This is a genomic window from Virgisporangium ochraceum, from assembly GCF_016863655.1.
In the GTDB taxonomy this organism is placed as follows: Bacteria; Actinomycetota; Actinomycetes; order Mycobacteriales; family Micromonosporaceae; genus Virgisporangium; species Virgisporangium ochraceum.
In genome coordinates, this window is record NZ_BOPH01000039.1 from 62,118 (window position 1) to 81,542 (window position 19,425).

General features: G+C 71.5%; 15 protein-coding genes. 10 read left to right on the forward strand and 5 right to left on the reverse strand.

Features of this window, described 5'->3' with window-relative positions; all coding sequences use genetic code 11:
- The first annotated feature begins 19 nt into the window (after positions 1 to 19).
- The 4 genes from Voc01_RS16315 (at position 20) to Voc01_RS16330 (ending at position 4,307) form a co-directional block, all read left to right on the forward strand.
- A complete protein-coding gene (locus Voc01_RS16315) occupies positions 20 to 970 on the forward strand; it encodes a carbohydrate ABC transporter permease (RefSeq protein ID WP_239160238.1) in 951 nt (316 codons plus the stop codon).
- Position 971: 1 nt separating this feature from the next.
- A complete protein-coding gene (locus Voc01_RS16320; RefSeq protein WP_203928276.1) occupies positions 972 to 1,853 on the forward strand; it encodes a carbohydrate ABC transporter permease in 882 nt (293 codons plus the stop codon).
- A 17-nt stretch (positions 1,854 to 1,870) separates the two neighbouring features.
- Entirely contained in the window at positions 1,871 to 3,355 is a 1,485-nt protein-coding gene (arfA, locus tag Voc01_RS16325; protein ID WP_307781574.1) for an arabinosylfuranosidase ArfA, read from the forward strand.
- A 61-nt stretch (positions 3,356 to 3,416) separates the two neighbouring features.
- Entirely contained in the window at positions 3,417 to 4,307 is an 891-nt protein-coding gene (locus Voc01_RS16330; RefSeq protein WP_203928278.1) for a haloalkane dehalogenase, read from the forward strand.
- 5 nt (positions 4,308 to 4,312) lie between these two features.
- Here the strand turns inward: Voc01_RS16330 and Voc01_RS16335 are convergent, their stop codons facing one another.
- Together Voc01_RS16335 and Voc01_RS16340 are read right to left on the reverse strand one after the other, a co-directional pair.
- A complete protein-coding gene (locus Voc01_RS16335) occupies positions 4,313 to 4,876 on the reverse strand; it encodes a TetR/AcrR family transcriptional regulator (RefSeq protein ID WP_203928279.1) in 564 nt (187 codons plus the stop codon).
- Between the two features lie 4 nt (positions 4,877 to 4,880).
- Positions 4,881 to 6,074 (reverse strand): glycosyltransferase, encoded by a 1,194-nt coding sequence (locus Voc01_RS16340; RefSeq protein ID WP_203928280.1) that lies wholly within the window; start codon positions 6,072 to 6,074, stop codon positions 4,881 to 4,883.
- Between the two features lie 32 nt (positions 6,075 to 6,106).
- Between Voc01_RS16340 and Voc01_RS16345 the strand changes: the two genes are divergently transcribed.
- A complete protein-coding gene (locus tag Voc01_RS16345; protein WP_203928281.1) occupies positions 6,107 to 7,108 on the forward strand; it encodes a hypothetical protein in 1,002 nt (333 codons plus the stop codon).
- Positions 7,109 to 7,229: 121 nt separating this feature from the next.
- Here the strand turns inward: Voc01_RS16345 and Voc01_RS16350 are convergent, their stop codons facing one another.
- On the reverse strand, positions 7,230 to 8,219 hold the full coding sequence (locus Voc01_RS16350) for a hypothetical protein (protein ID WP_203928282.1): 990 nt from the start codon (positions 8,217 to 8,219) through the stop codon (positions 7,230 to 7,232).
- A gap of 59 nt (positions 8,220 to 8,278) precedes the next feature.
- On the reverse strand, positions 8,279 to 9,475 hold the full coding sequence (locus Voc01_RS16355; protein ID WP_203928283.1) for an esterase-like activity of phytase family protein: 1,197 nt from the start codon (positions 9,473 to 9,475) through the stop codon (positions 8,279 to 8,281).
- A gap of 152 nt (positions 9,476 to 9,627) precedes the next feature.
- Here Voc01_RS16355 and Voc01_RS16360 point away from each other — a divergent pair, with 152 nt between their 5' ends.
- The 4 genes from Voc01_RS16360 (at position 9,628) to Voc01_RS16375 (ending at position 15,304) form a co-directional block, all read left to right on the forward strand.
- On the forward strand, positions 9,628 to 11,715 hold the full coding sequence (locus Voc01_RS16360) for a M6 family metalloprotease domain-containing protein (RefSeq protein ID WP_203928284.1): 2,088 nt from the start codon (positions 9,628 to 9,630) through the stop codon (positions 11,713 to 11,715).
- A gap of 141 nt (positions 11,716 to 11,856) precedes the next feature.
- Entirely contained in the window at positions 11,857 to 14,154 is a 2,298-nt protein-coding gene (locus tag Voc01_RS16365) for a putative bifunctional diguanylate cyclase/phosphodiesterase (protein ID WP_203928285.1), read from the forward strand.
- A gap of 107 nt (positions 14,155 to 14,261) precedes the next feature.
- Entirely contained in the window at positions 14,262 to 14,813 is a 552-nt protein-coding gene (locus tag Voc01_RS16370; RefSeq protein WP_239160239.1) for an RNA polymerase sigma factor, read from the forward strand.
- Between the two features lie 38 nt (positions 14,814 to 14,851).
- Entirely contained in the window at positions 14,852 to 15,304 is a 453-nt protein-coding gene (locus Voc01_RS16375) for a peptidase associated/transthyretin-like domain-containing protein (RefSeq protein ID WP_203928287.1), read from the forward strand.
- Between the two features lie 41 nt (positions 15,305 to 15,345).
- Here Voc01_RS16375 and Voc01_RS16380 read toward each other — a convergent pair whose 3' ends face one another.
- Positions 15,346 to 16,656, reverse strand: a complete 1,311-nt coding sequence (locus Voc01_RS16380) for a S8 family peptidase (RefSeq protein WP_203928288.1) — start codon at positions 16,654 to 16,656, stop codon at positions 15,346 to 15,348.
- Between the two features lie 137 nt (positions 16,657 to 16,793).
- Between Voc01_RS16380 and Voc01_RS54080 the strand changes: the two genes are divergently transcribed.
- Complete coding sequence (locus tag Voc01_RS54080; protein ID WP_203928289.1) at positions 16,794 to 19,412, forward strand: CHAT domain-containing protein; 2,619 nt, start codon at positions 16,794 to 16,796, stop codon at positions 19,410 to 19,412.
- Positions 19,413 to 19,425 lie beyond the last annotated feature (13 nt).

Consider the following 19,425-nt stretch of genomic DNA (forward strand, 5'->3'; position numbering starts at 1 on the left):
GTCTTCGAGGAGGTTGGCTGTGGCCAGCACCGAGACTTCCGTAGCGACACCCACCCGGTCCGACACCGACGGCGAGTCGACCACCAGCACCATGAAGAAGGTCGGCCAGGGCCGGCCGGCGTTGGCGTTCCTCGCACCGTTCCTCGTGCTCTACGTGCTGTTCATCATCGGACCCGCCATCTACGGCCTGGTGATGAGCTTCTTCCACACCAGCCTGGTGAAGCCCGGGCTGGGCGAGTTCGCCGGCATCAGCAACTACGTCGAGGCCCTGTCGAGCGGCGACTTCTGGTCGGCGCTCTGGCACACGGTGTGGTTCACGATCCTCACCACGCCGCCGCTCGTGGTGCTGGCGCTGCTCTTCGCGCTGCTCGCCGAGCGGGCGCGCCGGGCGCGCTGGTTCTTCCGGCTCGCGTTCTTTCTGCCGTACGTGCTGCCGTCAGCGGTGGTGGCACTGATCTGGATCTGGCTCTACACACCGGTTCTGGGCCTGATCACCCGCACGGTGGCCTGGTTCGGTGTCGAACCGCCGAACTGGCTCGGCGACCCGAACTGGGCGATGGTCTCGCTGGCGGTCACCACCGTGTGGTGGACGCTCGGCTTCAACTTCGTGCTGTACCTGGCCGGGTTGCAGGAGATTCCGCGGGACCTGTACGAGGCGTCCTCGATCGACGGTGCCAGCCCGTGGCAGCAGGTACGCAGCATCACGCTGCCGCTGCTGGCCCGCACCACGACCCTCGTGGTGGTGCTGCAGATCATCGCCTCGCTCAAGGTGTTCGACCAGATGTACATCATGACCTCGGGCGGCCCGAACTTCTCCACCCGCTCGGCGCTGCAGTACATCTACGACGTCGGGTTCACCGACTTCCGCACCGGATACGCGGCCGCCGCGTCCACGTTGTTCTTCCTCGTGGTGCTCGCGGTCTCCGCGGTATGGCTCACGATGACCCGCCGCCAGGAACCGGAGCTGTGAGATGGCCACCATCACCGAAGAACGGGAAACCACCGTCCGGCACGATCCGGTGACGAGGTCGGTCGACCGGCGCACGCGCCTCTTCAACGCCACCTGTGTCGGCGTGCTCATCGCGTTCGCAGCCATCTGGCTGGTGCCGTTGCTGTGGGCGTTCGACACCGCGATCAAGCCCAACGCCGAGACCACGAATCCGACCTGGAAGATCGAGAACCCGACCCTGGAGTCGTTCCGGACGCTGCTCGAACAGGGCGACATCCTCAACTGGTACGCGGCGAGCTTCATCACCTCGACGCTCACCGCCCTCTTCGTCGTGCTCACCGCGAGCCTCGCCGCGTTCGCGTTGTCGCGCATGCGGTTCCGGTACCGCTGGCTGGTCTTCTGGTTCATCCTGATCGGCATCATGATCCCGAACCAGGTGCTGATCGTGCCGCAGTTCCGGGAGTTCCAGGCGGTCAACCTGCTGAACACGTACTGGGCGGTGATCCTGCCGCAGATCCCGACCGCGATCGCGGTGTTCATCTTCAAGCAGTTCTTCGACGGGCTGCCGCGCGACCTCGACGAGGCCGCCCGCATCGACGGCGCCGGGTTCTTCCACATCTACCGCACGATCGCGATGCCGCTGGCCCGGCCCGCGGCGTCGGCGGTGGCCATCTTCAGCTTCGTCTGGTCGTGGAACAACCTGCTGTGGCCGCTGCTCGTGCTGACCAACCCGAAGCTCATGACGATCCCGGTGGGCCTCGCGACAGTTCAAGGGACGTACGGGATCCGCTACGCCGACACGATGGCGTCGGCGTTGCTCGGCGCGCTACCGCTGGTACTGGTCTTCCTGCTGTTCCAGCGGCGCATCGTCGAGGGCATCGCCGGTACCGGCCTGAAAGGATGAGAATGCACCAAGCCTCATTGACCATCGATCCCTCGTTCCGCATCGCCGAGGTCGACCCGCGCGTCTACGGGTCGTTCGTGGAACACATGGGTCGCTGTGTCTACACCGGAATCTACGAGCCGGGCCACGACAGCGCCGACGCGCATGGCTTCCGTGGCGACGTCGCCGACCTCGTCCGCGAGCTCGGCACGCCCGTGCTGCGGTACCCCGGTGGCAACTTCGTGTCCGGTTACACCTGGGAGGACGGCATCGGTCCGCGCGACCGGCGGCCGACCCGGCTCGATCTGGCCTGGCGGTCGCTGGAGACCAACCAGGTCGGCGTCGACGAGTTCGCCACGTGGTCGCGCGGGGTCGGCAGCGAACCCATCATGGCCGTCAACCTGGGGACCCGCGGGGTCGACGCTGCGCGCAACCTGGTCGAGTACGCCAACCACCCCGGTGGCACGCGGTGGTCGGATCTGCGGCGCAGCAACGGTTTCGCCGACCCGCACGGCATCAAGCTGTGGTGTCTCGGCAACGAGATGGACGGCCCGTGGCAGATCGGCCACAAGACCGCCCTCGAGTACGCGCGGCTGGCCGCCGAGACGGCCAAGGCGATGAGACGGGTGGACCCGTCGATCGAGCTGGTCGCGTGCGGCAGCTCCCACAGCCGGATGCCGACGTTCGGCACGTGGGAGGAGACCGTGCTGCGCGAGACGTACGACCTGGTCGACTACATCTCGCTGCACAGCTACTACGAGCAGCGCGGCGACGACCGGGGCAGCTTCCTCGCGAGCGCCGTGAACCTCGACCGGTTCATCGAGGCGGTCATCGCCACCTGCGACCACGCCCGCGGCGTGGGCCGGCACAGCAAGCGCATCAACCTGTCGGTGGACGAGTGGAACGTCTGGTACCAGTCGAGGTTCGTCGGCGAGGACAACCTCGAATGGGAGCAGACCCCGCGACTCATCGAGGACGAGTACTCGGTGGTCGACGCGGTCGTGGTCGGCAGCCTGATGATCTCGTTGTTGAAGCACGCCGACCGGGTGAAGATCGCGTGCCTGGCGCAGCTGGTGAACGTCATCGCGCCGATCCGGTCGGAGCCGGGCGGACCGGCGTGGCGGCAGACCAGCTTCCACCCGTTCGCCCTCACCTCCAGGCACGGCCGCGGCACCGTGCTGCGGGTCGAGCCGACCGGGCCGCTGTACGACACGGCGTGGCTCGGGGAGGTGCCGGTGGTCGACGCGACCGCGGTGTACGACGAGGAGGCCGGCGGGGTGACGCTGTTCGCGGTCAACCGCGACCAGCGCGAGCCGGTGGCCCTCGACGTCGACCTGCGGTCGCTGCCCGGTCTCACGGTCGCCGAGCACGTGGCGCTGTTCGACGCCGACCCGGAGGCGACGAACACCGCCGAGCGGCCCGACCGGGTGACACCGACGAAGCAGCCAGACGTCAAGGTGGCCGACGGCCACCTCACCGCGGCGCTACCGCCGCTGTCGTGGAACATGTTCCGGATCGGGTAGCCCCTTGTCGTTGGTCACGCCAACGGTTACCGTTGGCGTGACCAACGATTATGGGGGAGCCATGCCGACAGTCGCCGTACTCGACTCGACCATGTACCACGAAGATCTCGGAAGCGGGCCACCGTTCGTGTTCCTGCACGGGAACCCGGCCTCGTCGTACCTGTGGCGCAACGTCCTGCCGGCGGTCGACGCCGACGTCCGCCGGCTCGCGCCCGACCTCATCGGCATGGGCCGGTCGGGCCGGCCGGAGCTGCCCTACCGCTTCGCCGACCACGCCCGCTACCTCGACGCCTGGTTCGACGCGATGGGTCTCGACGAGGTCGTGCTCGTGGGTCACGACTGGGGTGGCGCGCTCGCGTTCGACTGGTCCGCCCGGCATCCCGGGCGGGTGCGGGGGATCGCGTTCTTCGAGACGATCGTGAAACCCTTCTCGTGGGCCGAGCTCGGCCCCGGCCCGCGGGCCCGCTCCGAGCTGATCCGCGGGCCGGAGGGCGAGGCGGTGGTGCTCGACGGGCTCACCATCGTGGAAATGGCGTACACCGGCGGCGTGCTGAACCCGTTGAGCGAGCGCGACCTGGCCCCGTACAAGGAGCCGTATCCGACCCGGGAGAGCCGTCGCCCCTTGCTGGAGTGGGCCCGCTCGATCCCCCTGGACGGCGAGCCCGCCGACGTCGCCGAGCGGGTCGCGGCCTACGGCCGGTGGCTGGCCGACAGCACCGCGACGCCCAAACTCCTCCTGACGTTCGACTCGTCGCCGGTACTGATGATCACGCCGGAGGTGGCGCGGTGGTGCGCGGAGAACATCGCCGCGCTGGAGGTGGTACACGGCGGCGCGGCCGGGCACCACGCACCCGAGGACCAGCCGAAGGTCATCGCCCGGGAGGTGTCGGCGTGGGCCCGGCGCCAGGGGTTGACCACTCCGTCGGCGCGGTCGGGCTCAGCGTCGGCTTGATGTGCCTACCCGTCCGGGGCGCACAGGCTGGCGACGAGGTGGCGCAGGTAGGGACGGGCCGGGATGGCGGCGAAGCCGCTGAGGCGGTGCAGGATGAGGCCTTCGACGGCGGCCAACAGGCCGGTCGCGGCGTTGTCGGCGTCTCGCGCGCCGAGGTCGGCGAGGATCGCCGCGGTCCAGCCGACCACGCGCGCGCGGTTGCCGTTGAGGGTCTCCAGAAGTGCGGGCTCCACGACACCCTGGACGTAGATGACGTACCGCGCCACGGTCAGGGTGCGCTGCGGACCGGTGGCGGCCTCCACGAACGCGGCGAACGCGTCGGCGAGTCCGTCCGGGCCGGTCGGCCGGTCGCCGGCCACGGTGGCCGCCCACTGTTCGTCGTCGAACTGCTGCAACCGGGTCACCGCGGCATCGACCAGCGCCGCGCGCGTGCGGAAGTAGTTGGAGGCGGAGCCGGCGGGCGTGCCGGCCGTCGCGTCGACGCGGGCATGGCTCAGGGCGTGGATGCCGCCGGTACCGAGGACGTCGAGCGCGGCGTCGGCGATCCGCGCGGCGGTGGCCGAGGGCATCGGATCAGGGTACCGGCAACCGCCGCACGATCTCGGTGACCGCCCGGGCGACGCCGTTCTCCGTCGCCAGCCGTGCCGCGACGGAGGCGGCGCTCCGGCGGTACCCCTCGGCCGCTCCGATCGCGTCGGCGAGGCGCCGCGGTGTCAGGTCCCGTCGGCGCAGGGTCGGCGGTCCGGCACCGAGTGCGGCGACCCGCTGCGCCCAGAACGGTTGGTCGGCGGTGAACGGCACGCACACGGCCGGTACGCCGGCCCGCAGCGCGGCGGCTGTCGTTCCCGCTCCGGCGTGGTGCACGACCGCGGCGACGCGGGGGAACAGGGCGTCGTGCGGCTCCTCGTCGACGACCAGCACGTCAGGGCGGTCCGGGGCCAGCCGGGCGGTGCCCCGCTGCACCACGACCCGCCGCCGGAGCCGGGCGAGGGTCGCCTCGACGAGTTCGCCGAGTCCGGGTGCGCTCATGCTGCCGAATCCGATGAACACCGGGGGCTCGCCGTCGTCCAGGAAGCGCTGGAGCCGGGACGAGAGCACGTCGCCCGCCGGTGGCCACCAGTAGCCGGTGACCGGCCGGTGCGCCGGCCAGTCCGCCGGAGGCGGCACCACGACCGGGCTGAAGCCGTGCAGGACCGGCCACCCCTCGGCCGCCATCCGACGGAAGGTGGCTCTCGGTCCGAGTGGAGGCAGTCCCAGCTCGCGCCGCAGCGCGGCGGTATGCCGGGCGAACGGCGCCTGGCCGAGCACCCGGAACCACCGGGCCGCGGTCCGGTTGCCCCGACCGCCCAGCGAGCGGGTGGTCAGCAACGGCGGTGGAAACTCGCGGGTCGGCTCCAGCGGCTGCAGGAACGCGCCCATGCTCGGCACGCCCCGGGCCTGCGCCACGTGGTAGCCGATCCACCCCATCGCGGCGAGCAGCAGCAGGTCCGCGTCCTTCGACGCGTCCGTCACGGCCCGGCCGATGTCGAGCCAGCGGTGGGCCAGGGTGCGGGCCAACCGGGTGGAGGTCAGGGTGCGCGGGCCGCCGGTGTCGAACTCGACGGGCAGCGCCGCGAAGCCGAGCCCGGCCCGCTCGACGGGTGCCCGCAACGATCCGTGCGTCGCGATCGTGGTGCGGTGCCCGACTTCCCGCAGCGCGCAGCCCAACGCCAGGTACGGCACGACATCGCCGCGGGTGCCGAGCGTCACGACAACGATGTGGGCCATGACCCGAGGGTACTATGATTATAGTGATTCCGATGTGGATACGAGACCGCGAACGTGGTGAGCGAGTCCTGACGGTCGATGGATGGGTCCGGCTCGTGGCGCCGGTCTGGCAGGCGGCGTACGTCGCGGTTCACCTGTGGTGGGTGATCGGCGGCGCGCCGCGTTTCTTCATGGGTCGGGAGTCGTACTTCCCGGGCGGATGGGTTCCGGTGGCGCTCGGTGTCCTCGCGCTCGTCGCTTACCTCGCTGCCGCGGCCACCGCCCGCGGGGAGGCGGATCGCGCCACCCACTACGCGCTTGCCGGGCTCAACGCCGTCGCGGGGGGCGCCCTGTGCGTCTACTCGTTCCTGTTCCCGGTACTGCTGGTGGCGCTGCTGTTCGAGGGTCCCGGGCCCGGCATTGTCGCCAGCCTGCTGGCGACCGGAGGCGGCGCCGTCGGCGGGGTTCTCTGCCTGCGCGTCGCCGTGGACGAGTGGCGGCGGGCCGTACGCTCCTGCGGGTCGTGCGGGCGGGTGCACGGCAGGTCGCCGGAGAGCCGGGCGGAGCGGGCGCCCGGTTGGGCCTACGCCGGTGCGTACGTCGCGCTCGCCGGATTCGCGGCCCGGATCGGTGTGTGGCTGGCCGACACGATCGCCGGGCGGTGGCCGTCCGGGGTGAGCCGGGCGAACGTGTCGTGGAGCGCGATGACGGTGTTCATGGTGCTGATGACCCTGGCCGGCACGCTGCTGCCGCTGGCGCTGGCGCACCGCTGGGGTCGGCTGTGGCCGGCCTGGGTGGTGCCGCTGCGGGGACGGGCCGTGCCGCGTTGGCTGGTGCTCGGTCCGGGGCTGTTCGTCGGCGCGGGCCTGACCGCCTACTTCGGCATCGCCGGGAACATCGCCTGGATCCGCGGCGAGTTCGGCGGCCCTGCCCTGCCGTTGTCGCTGGAGATGGGGGGCTACACCCTGTGGGGGACCGGTCTGCTGGTGGCGTCCGCGGCGTACGCCGCGCTGACCAGGCCGCCGTGCCGGAAACCGGTCCGGGCACACACCTGATGGAGGACCGCGCCGTCGAGCCGGATCGTCGGGGCCGACGACCGGCTCATTCTGTTCTGCGGGGTCTCGGTGGGATTCGAGAAGCGGGGCGTGCCACGGCTGAACACCGAGAGGGCCGACCTCAGTGAGACAGTGAGTTTCGTCGGGCGTTCGAGCCGAGGGGCCTGAACCTCAGGCGCCACCAGGCTCCGGTCACCAGGGCAAGGGCGACCACCGTGACCGCCACGTCGCCGGTCACGGCTTCCACCGTCGACGACGGCGCGTAGGTGGGCACGAACCAGGCGAACAACGCGGCGAGCACAAGGCTGGTGGAGGCGGCGGCGAGCACGTGGCCCTGCCCCCACCCCTCGCGCCGCGACCACCGCAGGATCAGCCCACCGGCCACCGCGGCCGCGACGAGCATCAGGACCACGCCCCACCAGGTGGGCACCAGGCCGTCCGCCATCCGTGCCGCCACGACCAGCAGCACGATCCACAGTGGACGGGGCGCCCGCCCGGCCGGCGGGACGCCACGACTCCGGGCCGGAACCAGAGCCGCCACCACCAGCGCGCCGACGACCAGCACCGTGACCGCCCGCTGCAGGGGGCTCGCGAGGAAACCGTCGCTGGTGTCGTCGAAGACGATCCACGCTCCGAGGAGGAAGAGGACGGACACCACCACGAGACCGGGCCACCGCAGCCACGGCCGGCGGCGCCGCTCGGGCGACACGAACGACTCCACGATCGCGATCGGGGCGCAGATCGTGAGCACGACGTGGTTGCCCACATAGGACACCAGCTGGGCGGCGCTGAACTCCAGACCGGGCACCCAGGTACGGCGGGCGTCGCGGGCGTCGTCGGCGAACTGGGTGTCGTCGAGGAAGTCCACATTGAACAGTGCCTGGTCGATGATGCTCACCTGGAGCACGCCGTACGCCGTGGCGAGCAGCACGATCATCGGCCAGCCGCCGTGCAGGCGGCGCGCGGCCTCCCGGATCAGGACCGCGGCGCCGCCGTACATCGGCCCGAGGAACACCACCACGGCGAGGAAGTCGACCGCGGTGAAGCCGCCCCAGGAGCACTCGGCTGCCCAGGGAGCGAGAACGAACAGGGCGAGAGCGGCGCGACGCATGGAAACACGCTCACACGCCGCCCCCGCCGTTCAATCCGGCCCGGGAAGGATCCCGGGGTCTACCCCAGGGTCCGCCTGTCCAGGTTCAGCTTCGTGCCCAGGCGCAGCACGATGAACTCGTTGTCATCGGGCTGGCCCGGCGTGCGGCCGGCCGAGTTCGGGAAGTTGTTGTCGTTGGTCACGAGGATCGTGCGGTCGTCGAGCACCAGCACGCCCTCGATCGTGAAGAACGGGAACCGGAACGGGTCACCGAAACCGCCGACGCCGCGCGGGTTCGCGATGTTCAGCAGGTCGACCATCGGGGTCTTGTCGAGCAGGCCGTCGTTGTTCTGGTCGCGCAGGTCGACCAGGAAGACGCGCTTGAACACGGCGGCGTCACCCTGGAAGTCGTCGCGCTCGATGACCAGGAACTGGTGCGCGTTGACCATCACCGCGTCGGCGACCGAGTGCGACGGGCTCTCCCGCTGGTACATCCACCGCTTGCCGGTGTAGGCGCCGGCCCGCACGTCGAACTCGTTGAGCCGCAGGCTGCCCGCCGGGTCGCCCGCGACGGTGCCCTCCAGCAGCGCGTAGATCGTGCGCTTGTCGGGCGAGAGCGCCAGCGACTCGAAGCCCCGGCTGCCACCGAGGTTCGACGGCGTGTCGCCGCGCAGCGGGTTGTCGGGCGCGAACACGCCCGGCAGCGACACCGGCGGCGACATCAGCCGGCCGGCCCGGTCGAAGTGCAGCAGGAACGGGCCGAACTCGTCACCGACCCAGTAGGTGCCGTCGGGCAGGCGGACGAACGACTCCGGGTCGAAGTCGGTGCCGGTGAGCACGCGGTCGGTGCGGTGCAGCGGGAACGGAACATACGAGTGAGGGTCGGTCAGGTTGATGCCGCCGACCACGTCGACCTGTCCCGAGCCCCAGTCCGGGAAGACCCGCTGGATGCGCAGGATGAAGTCGGCGCTGTTCGCCTTGTTGCCGTAGCCGTTGTCGCTGATGACGTCGTACGAGCCGTCGGAGTTGCGGATCTGGCCGCTGAAGCCCTGGATCGGCTGGTCGGCGAACGGCGGCGTGACGCCGTTGATCGGCGCCGTGCCGATCAATGACCCCGACGGCTCGCTGCCGGACAGGAACGTGCGTGCCGGCAGCTTGGCGAACTTCTCCAGGCGGGCCGTGCCGGGAGCGGGTTCGCCGCCGGTCCCGTAGGCCGGCCCGGCCGCGACCAGGACCAGCGCCGCCGCGGCGGCACATGAGATCATCTTCGCTTTCATCGAACGATTCCCCCATCTCGATTGACGCGATCATGCACGGTAACAACGAAAGGGGAACCCCGCGCGACGCGGTCGATCTCTGTCGCGGTCGCCGCCCGGACCACTATCATCGGCTCGCGTCGATGGCGACGGGAAGGCGGCGGTCAATGTTCATGAGGCGGCTCAGAGCGAAGCTTGTCGTGCCGGTGGTGCTGCTCACCGCGTCCACCGGTCTCATCACCCCGGGGAGAGCCGCGGCCGACCCGCCGCCGGAACCGACGACGAACCCCTGGCAGATGCGGCACTGGCCGCAGACCCAGCCGTGGCAGGAGGGCGAGCCGCTGCGGACCTGGTCGCTGCCCGGCACCGACGGACCGACGCCGGTCGATCCACAGAACTACGAGCTGCCCGACACGATGACCTGGGACGACTACAAGCGCATCCCCGGCACGACGTGGAACGACCCGAACGTGAAGGGCTCGGTGCGGACGTTCCGCGGCGCGCTCGTGCTGCTCGACTACCCCGACCAGCCGTTCGTGGTGACCCAGCCGAAGAACTCGACCATCTACGGCAACCCGCAGCTGGTCTCCGACATCCCGCGCGCGCAGGTCGCCCAGTTCTACAAGGACTTCCTGAACACGCCGAACGAGCTCAACCGGGGCCACACCATCCACGAGTACTGGATGGAGGACTCGGGCGGCCGGTTCGGCATCGAGCTCGGCGCGTTCGGCGCCTACCGGATGCCGAACAAGAGCTACCAGTACGGCATCGAGAGCCAGATGCAGCGCGGCGCCGGCTGCCCGGCGGGGGAGACCTGCCAGCGCAACCTGCGCACCGACGCCCGCGCGGCCTGGATCGCCGACGTCGGCGAGGAGACCGCCGCGCAGTACGACTTCATCTTCTACCTCAGCGCCGGCCAGGACGAGTCGGCGACGTGGCAGGAGTTCGGCGAGATGAAGTTCCAGTCCAAAGAGGACGTGAACGACGACTTCGGCCCGCCGGACCCCGCGCTGCCCAACTGGAACAACACCCGTTACGTGGAATGGACCAGCTGGGCGGCCAGCTCGAACATCTGGCCGAACGCGACACAGGGCTCGTCGACCCAGGCGGAGAGCTCGGGCATGTCGACGTACGCGCACGAGTTCAGCCACATCCTCGGCATCGGCGACAACTACAACAACCCGTACTCGGTGCCGGCCCGCCGCGCGTACAGCGGCCCGTGGGAGATGCTCGACCGCGGCACGTTCAACGGACCGGGCGGCCCCCACAGCCGCTGGCTCATCCCGGCCGTCGGCGGCTCGTCGATGGGCGCGCAGCACATGCTGCGCAACAAGCTCAAGCTGGGCATCGTCGACGAACAGAACGTGCTGCGGTTGTCGCGTGAGGCGCTGGGTTCGTCGGGGGTCGTCGTGGCCAGGGTGACCGCGCGGGCGGCGCAGCAGGGGCTGGCCGGCGTGAACGTGGCCATGGGGACCGGTGACCTCGCGGCGCCCTGCGACGTGAACACCGACCCGCTGTGTGACGGACGCGGCTACCAGAACTACACGGTCGAGGTCGTCGACCGAATGGGCTTCGACTCGTTCACCCCCGACTCGGGCGTGCTCCTGGCGAAGACCAAGAACCAGGACGCGGCCCCGTTCATCTGGACCGTCGACGCCAACCCGCAGGACATCGACAAGGTTGACTTCGTTCGGCCCGACGGCACCCCGGCCAAGATGACGATCGGCGACTACCGGCAGCTCTCCGACGCTCTGTTCCACGCCGGGGTCGACTCGGGCAGCGAGTACGAGTACGTCGACACGGCGAACCGGCTGCACTTCTACGTGCTCGACGTGCAGCGCGACCGGCGCGGGATCCTGTCGTACACGGTGGCGGTCCGGTCGCTCGACGGCGCCGGGCCGCACGTGCGCGGCGTCAAGGCGTACCCGACCGTGTCGCTGGCGCCCCGGCCCGGGAGCTGGTCGAAGTGCGTGGTGCCGGTGCGCAACACCGGTAAGGCCGCCCCGGTCACCGGACACCCGGAGGACGTGACGGCCTACGTCGGCTCCGACGTGTACCGGGTGGCTGCGTCGACGCGGGCCCGTGGCTGGACCACGTGGGTCCCGAACGCCGTGACCACCGCGAAGTTCGGGCAGACGGTGCCGGTCACCGTGTATGTGAAGCGCGATGCGGGTGCGGTGCGTTCGGCGGCGGTGCAGTTGACCGCGACTTCCGAGAGCGACCCGACGAAGTCGGCGACGACGTCCTGCATCGTTCTGTAGTCCCTTGATGACGCGGGGTCTGCCGAATTCGGCAGACCCCGCATTCGCGCGCGGATCCGTCTATGCTGCCCTGACCCTCTCAGGTTGCCCGGCCAGCGGCCGATCCCAGGGTCGCTGTAAACCGAAGCGAAAGTTTGGGTGATGAGCGGATCAGCGCGGGCGACCTGGTGGTACCTGGGTCTCGGTGCGGCACTCGTGGCCGCGAGTCCTCTGCTGCCCGCAACCGGACGCCAGGTCGTGTACGTGTGCGCCGGGATCTCCGTCGTCGCCGCGATCCTCTTCGGCATGCGCCGCTACCGGCCCGGATGGCGGCGGCCCTGGTGGCTGCTGATGGGCTGCGTCTGCGCCGGAATGCTCGCCAGCCTCTGGTGGGCCGTCGACCTGGCGGTGTTCGGCGAGCGGCTGTTCCCGTCGGGCGGCGACCTGGTCTACAGCCTGGTGATGCCGATGCTGATGGTGAGCATCGTCGGCTGGACCCGGCGCGGCCAGCGGCGTGGCGGCAGGGTCGAGGCGGCCATCGTGGCCGCGGGTGGAGCCGCCCTCGTCTGGGCCGTCGTGGTCGAGCCGATGGTGCACGAGGCCTCCATCGACACCGTCGAGTTCGGCTGGTACCTCATGTACCTCGCCGGTGACCTCGGCGTGCTGGCCCTCACCGCCCGGACGCTGCTGGTCACGCAGGTGCGCACGATGTCCTACGCGTTGCTGGTGGTGGCCGCCGGGCTGCTGATCCTCACCGACGTCACCTACTACGCGGTCCTGGCCGACACCGGTACCGCGCCGACGTTCACCGCCGCCGGCTACGTCGCCGTCTACCTGCTGATCGGCGGCGCGGCGCTGCACCCGTCGATGGCGCACAGCGGTGGCCAGGTCGCCTCCGAGCCGAACCCGACGTCGAAGTCGCGGCTGTGGGTGTACGTGGCGTTGATCGCGACCGCCGTCGCGCTGACCGGGTACCAGATCGTCCGGTCCGACCACGGCTCCGGCGGCGAGTGGATGCACGTGCTGGTGCCGCTGGGCTTCGCCGGCCTGATGGCGATGCTGCTGGTGGTGCGGCTGTCGCAGCTCGCGGTGCTCCTGGAGTCCCGCTCGCGCCTCGACGACCTCACCGGCCTCGGCAACCTCGTGCAGCTGCGCACCGAGCTCGACACCGTGCGACCCGGCTCGGCCCTGCTGCTCATCGACCTCGACGGGTTCCGCGACGTCAACGACAGCTACGGCCACGCGGTCGGCGACGACATCCTGCGTGAGGTGGGCCGGCGGCTGGCCGTCACCGCCGGCAGCCTCGACGCGTCGTTGATGCGGGTCGGCAGCGACGAGTTCGCCGTGCTCCTGCGCGGCGGCGCGCAGTACGCGGTGGAGTTCGGCGACTGGGTCGTCGACGCGGTCCGCCGGCCGTACCCGGTGCCGGGCGGCGGAACGGCGCTGCTCACCGCGAGCGTGGGCGTGCTGCCGCTCGACCGTCCGACCACTGCCGCGCACGCTTTGCGCGAAGCCGACCTGGCGCTGTTCACCGGCCAGAGCAACGGCGGCAACCAGGTCGCCGTCTACGACGCCGCCGCGCACACCGAGCGGCAGGCCCGCACCCGGATGGTCCGCGACGTCGACCGGGCACTCGCCGACGGCGAGTTCAGCGTGCACTACCAGCCGATCGCCGACCTGCACACCGGCGCGATCGTGGCGGCCGAGGCGCTGCTGCGGTGGACCCGCGCCGACGGCACCCGCGTCTCGCCGGCGGACTTCATCCCGGTCGCGGAGCAGAGCGGCGCGATCGTCCCGATCGGCACGTGGGTCCTGCGCGAGGTGTGCGCACAGCTGCGGGACTGGTACCCGCGCTACGGCATCTCGGTGACCGTCAACGCCGCCGCCCGGCAGGTGCGCCGCGACGACTTCGCCGAGACCGTGCTCGAGGCGCTCGCCGACAACGACCTGCCCGGCACCGCGCTGATCGTCGAGATCACCGAGACCGGTCTGATCACCGCCGCCCGGGACGCGGCCACCGTGATGGCGCAGCTGCAGCGGCTGCGCGACCGCGGCGTGCGGATCGCCATCGACGACTTCGGCACCGGGTACTCGTCGCTGGCGTACCTGCGGCAGCTGCCCGTGGACATCCTCAAGATGGACGGCTCGTTCACGTCCCACCTCGAGGACCGCGACCACGTGTTCGTCCGGGCGATCGTCGAACTGGCGGGCAGCCTCGGGCTGCGCACGATCGCGGAGGCGGTGGAGACCCCGGAGCAGGCGGAGCGGTTGGCGCTGCTCGGGTGCGACCTGGCCCAGGGGTACCACTTCGCGCGTCCCGCACCGCCGGAGGCGACCGAGACGATCCTCGCCGCCACGCTCTGCCCCACGCGCGCCCACGACGGCGGCCGGGTGTCCCACCCCAACGCGGGTCCGATGGACGACAGCCGACCCACCCGCTCGGCGTCGGCCGTGGCATGACCGCTATGTGACATGCTGTCCCGCGAAGCCGGGTACCGGCTTCCGTCGAGGGAGGGCGCCGCATGGGCGGTGGGCGCGGGTCACCGCATGATGTGATCGCGCAGCTCATGGCGTCTGCGATGGCCGGTGACCAGCGGGCCTGGAACAAGCTCGTCGAGCGCTTCAGCTCCCTGCTCTGGTCGATCTGCCGGTCGTACGGGCTGGCACCGGCCGACGCCGCCGACGCGTTCCAGCTCACCTGGCTGCGGCTGCTGGAACACCTCGAGACGATCCAGGAACCGGCCCGCCTCGCCGGCTGGCTGGCGACCACGTGCCGCCGGGAGTGCATGGCGATCCTGCGCCGCGGCCGGCGGGTCCTGCTGAGCTCCGACGACGCGCTGTTCGACCGGGCGTCCGGGGCGGCGCCCGGGCCCGACCGGGCCACGCTGGTGAACGACCGCGACGCCGAGCTCTGGCTGGCGTTCGGCCGGCTCAGCGAGCGGTGCCAGCGGCTGCTGCGGGTCCTGGTGCTGGAGGCCGAGGACGGCGCGCCGTCGTACGACATGGCCGCGGCGGTGCTGGAGATGCCGAAGGGCAGCCTCGGGCCGACGCGGGGGCGCTGTCTGGAACAGTTACGAAAATACCTTGACGACGGGGGTATCTCCGCCAGCGGTACGTGACTCATCTGAAGACACGGGGTGACATTGGGGAGGCAGGCATGGACGAGGACCAGATCCTGGTAGCGCGCCTCAACGACCTGTTCACCCGGCACGACCCGCCGCCGGCCGAGGTCGTCGGACTGGCACAGGGGCTGTTCGGCCTGCGCCGGCTCGACGCGGAGCTGGCCGAGCTCACCGCCGACTCGGCGGTCGACGGGCTCGAGGTCGCGGTGCGGGGTGGCGACACCCGTTTACTCACGTTCGAGACCGCCGAGCTGGCGATCGAGATGGAGGTCAGCGGCACCGGGCGCACGCGGCGGGTGGTGGGTCAGCTGGTGCCGGGCGGGCCGGCGTCGCTGGAGGCGCGGCAGCCGTCGGGTCCGCCGCGACAGGCGGAGGCCGACGCGCGGGGCCGCTTCGAGTTCGACGGGCTGGCGCCGGAGCCGTTCAGCCTCACGTGGAGCCGGCCGGGCGCGCGTCCGGTCACCACGCAATGGACGGGCCTGGAGTGACGTCAAGGCCCCCGCCGACGACGGCGGGGGCCTTTCGTTGGTTACGCCGGTGTGCCCGGTAGCAGGTCGTGGACGACGTACCCGTAGCCCTGCAGCTCGGGTTCGCCCTGGACCAGCTCGGTGAACGCGTCACGCGGGCTGAGGTTCGCGTCGGCCCGGCAGCGGGCGGCGATCGCCGCGCAGATCTGCGGGGTGGAGAACGACGTGCCGCTCCACACCGCCCACGAGTCGTTCGGGAACGTGTAGTCGGCGATCGTCGAGCCCGCCTCGGGCGGCATCAGCCCGGCCACGAACGTCGACACGATGCCGACGCCGACCGTCGAGCAGTCGAGGTAGTCCTTGCCGTGGTTGGAGAACGGCGCCGGCTCGTACCCGGCCGTGAGCGCGCCGACGCCGATGACGCCGTCGAACGCGGCCGGGTACATCGGCTCGTCGGTGCCGTCGTTGCCGGCGGCGGCGACCAGCAGCACGTTGGGGTCGGCGGCCAGCTGCTGCACGGCGCTGGCGAGCGCGATCGGCGGCACACCGGCGATCGCCGGTACACCCATGGACAGGTTGATGATCAGCCGCACGCCGTCGGCCGCCGCCTCCTGGGCCGCGCGCAGGATCGTCTCGGCGACGTCCTTCTCGGTGCCCAGACCGTCGGCGCTGGTGAACCGGTAGACGACGGTCTCCACCCCGGGCGCGATCTGCTGCACGATGCCGGTGACGAACGTGCCGTGCCCGCTGAACCAGTCGAGCCGGCTGTCGCCCGGGAACGGCAGCACGTCGAGGAAGTCGACGTTCTGCGCGGTGCGGACGACCGACCCCAGCCACTGGTCGGTGCGGACCTCGGGGGTGATGCCGGTGTCGATGATCGCCACCCGCACCGGCGCGCCCGCCGGGCCGCTGGTCGGCGGCGTGACCGCGACGGTCGTCGGCACCGGGAAGTCCTCGCCCTTCAGCGTGTAGCCGAGCGGGACGATCGGGTTCATCGACGCCCGGATGCCGCGCTCCCACAGGGTTTCGCAGTCGGTCATCAGCTGCTCGGTGAGCCGCCGGCCGCGGCTGACGAACACCTTCGTCGACCCGTCGCGCACCAGCCCGTCGCAGGTGCGCACGACGGACTGGGGCTCGTACCCGAGCTCGGACAGCACACGCTCGACCGGTGCCAGGCCCGGAGTCAGGTCGACCACGAGCTGGCTGCGCGCGACGAGAGCCTTGTCGCGGTACCGGTCGAACTTCACGGCATAGGCCTGCGGCGCCGCGTCCTGCCGCCGGCGGATGCCGTCGATGATCTGGTTGAGCCGCTCGGTGCGGGCGGGGTCGAGCTCGGCGAGCTGACGCCGTACCGCTTCCCGGTCCTTCTCCATCTGGTCGGGCGAACGCTTCGGCGTTCGCGGCCGTGAAAGCTCCAAGCGAGAATCCCGCTCAGCCATGGATGATCCCCCTCGTTCGGCTGCTGTAGGCTGACCCGATCTGTCGTCCCGCGCCATAGAGCGGTCGAATAATGGTCACTGGTACCGCTGACGGACTGCTGTCCGAGGCCGAAGACGCGTATAGCGGAGTCACCACTCACCCCGCCAGATACATCGCCCTCGCCACAGACATCATCGACCGCGCCCGCAAGGTCCCCGACTACGAGGCGCTCGTGGTCGCGATGCGCGCGCTGGCCTGGGGCCGGCACGCCAAGTTCGACAACGCCGGCGCGAAGCGGCTGCTCGACCAGGCGGTGCGCCTCGCCGAGCGGCACCGGCTGCCGCGCCGGCTCGGCGAGGTGCTGGTGAGCCGCGCCGTCGCCCTGCACGAGCTGGGCCGCCTGGCCGACGCGATGCGCGACCTGCGGCGGGCCGAGCCGCTCGTCGCCCCCGACCAGCGGCCCGACCTGCTGATGCAGCTCGCGTTGCTGCACCACACCCGCGGCCGGCTCACCGAGGCGGTCGGTCTCTACCGCCGCGCCCTCGGCGATCCGCTGTGCCCACCGGTCATCCGGGTCAAGGCCGCCATCAACATGTCCGACGCCCAGATCCGTCTCGGCCAGCCCCGTGCGGCGCTGGAGCACCTGGTCCGCGCGATGGAACCGGCCCGCGACCTCGGCGGCATCGTGCACGCGTGGGTCACCCACATGCTGGCGCTGGCCAGCTTCAACGCGGGCCAGGTCAGCGAGGGCATGCGCCGCTTCGAGGAGGCGGGTGCCCTGCACGTCGCCGCCGGCGTACCGCTCGGCGAGCACTACATGGACTACTCCGACGCCCTGGTCGACCTGCGCCTCGACGAGGAGGCCGCCGCCGTCGCGCTCCTGGCCGCCGACGACTTCGACCGCACCGGGAGCAGGCTCATGGCCGCCGAGGCCAGGCTGCGGTGCGCGCGGCTGGCGCTCGCGCGGGGTGACATCGGGCGCGCGCGGTCCGAGGCCGACACGGCACTGCGCGAGTTCCGCCGGCAGCGGCGAGCGGCGTGGGTCGCGCGCGCGGCCGTCGTCGAGGTCGAGGCGTCGGGTTTTTCATATGACGCGCTACGCCGGCTACGGCGTGCTGCGGCAACCTTGGAGCGGCTGGGGTTGCGCGCGAACGCCGTGGAGGCGCACCTGGTGGCGGGACGGGCCGCGCTGATGCTGGAGCGGCGGGCCGTCGCGCGGTCGCACCTGCTGGCGGCGGGTCGGCTGTCCCAGGGCCAGCCGCTGCTGGTGCGGTTGCGGGGCCGGGTGGCGTCGGCGCTTCTGGGCCCGTCGCCGTCGGTGTTGCGGCACTGCCGGGCCGGGCTGGCCGACCTGGCGCGGCACCGCGCGGCGCTGCCCTCGGTGGAGCTGCGCGTCCTGGCCGCCGGCCACGGCGCCGAACTGGGCGACCTCGGCCTGCGGGCGCTGCTGTCGGCGGGCGCGCCGCCGGCCCGGGTCCTGACCTGGCTCGAACGCACGCGGGCGGCCTCGCTGCTCACCGTGGCGCCGGCGGTACCCGAGGTCGAGGGCGAGGTGCTCGCGCTGCGGGCGGTGGAGCAGGAGCTGAAGGCCGCGAAGCGGCAGCGTGGCGAGGAGCCGCGTGAGCTGCTGGCCCGGCAGAGCGCGCTGGAGGCGAGCATCCGGCGCCGGTCGTGGGCCCTGGACCACACCGGTGACCCTGTGCTCGACCTCGTGTCGGTCAACGGGCTGCGGCACCTCCTGGACGGCGGCTGGCTGGTCGAGTACGCCGCGGTCGACGGCCGGGTCGTCGCGGTGGTGCTCGATCCGCGGCGGACGACGCTCGTCGACCTGGGCCCGCTCGACCCCGTCCGCCGCGAGATCGACTCGGTGCTGTTCGCCCAGCGCCGCATGCTCCGTGGCGGGAAGCTGCTGGCGCAGGCCCGGGCCACCGCCGACGAGGGGATCGCGGTGCTGGCCAAGCTGCTCGTGGAGCCGCTGGGCCTGCCGCCGGGGGTGCCGGTGGTGGTGGTTCCGTCGGGTCCGCTGCTCCGGGTCCCGTGGTCGCCGCTGGTGGCCGCACCGGTGAGCGTCGCCCCGTCGGCGACGTTCTGGGCCCGCGGCCGCGGCCTGGGCACGCCGTCCCGGCCGGCGCTGGCGCAGGATTCGCCGACGCTGCCGCGGGTGGCCCTGGTGGCCGGCCCCGGACTTCCCGGCGCCGCCCGCGAGGTGGCCGCGCTGCGCGCGATCCACCCCGGCGCCACCGCGCTGGCGCCCCCGGACAGCACGGTCGAGGCGACGGTCGACCTGGTACGCGGCGCCGACCTCGCCCACCTGGCCTGCCACGGCCGGCTCCGGTCCGACAACCCGCTGTTCTCCGCCTTGGAGCTCAGCGACGGCGCCCTGACCCTGCACGAGATGTTCTCCCGCGGCGTGGCCCCCCACCGCGTCATCATGGCCGCCTGCGACTCCGGCGTCGAACGCCCCTACGAGGGCGGCGAGGTCCTGGGCTTCGTGAGTGCGATGATGGCCCGCGGCACGGCCGGCATGGTGGCCGCGGGCCTCCCCGTCCCGGATGGCGCCTCCGTAGCCGCGATGACCGCCCTGCACGAGGGCACGGCCCGAGGTCTGCCACTGTCCGAGGCCCTGTACGAGGCCAGATCCGCGGTGGCGACCGAGGGCCCGGCCGAGTACGTCGCCTGGTGCACCCTGACCGCCTACGGCGCCGCCTGAACCCGCTCCGACA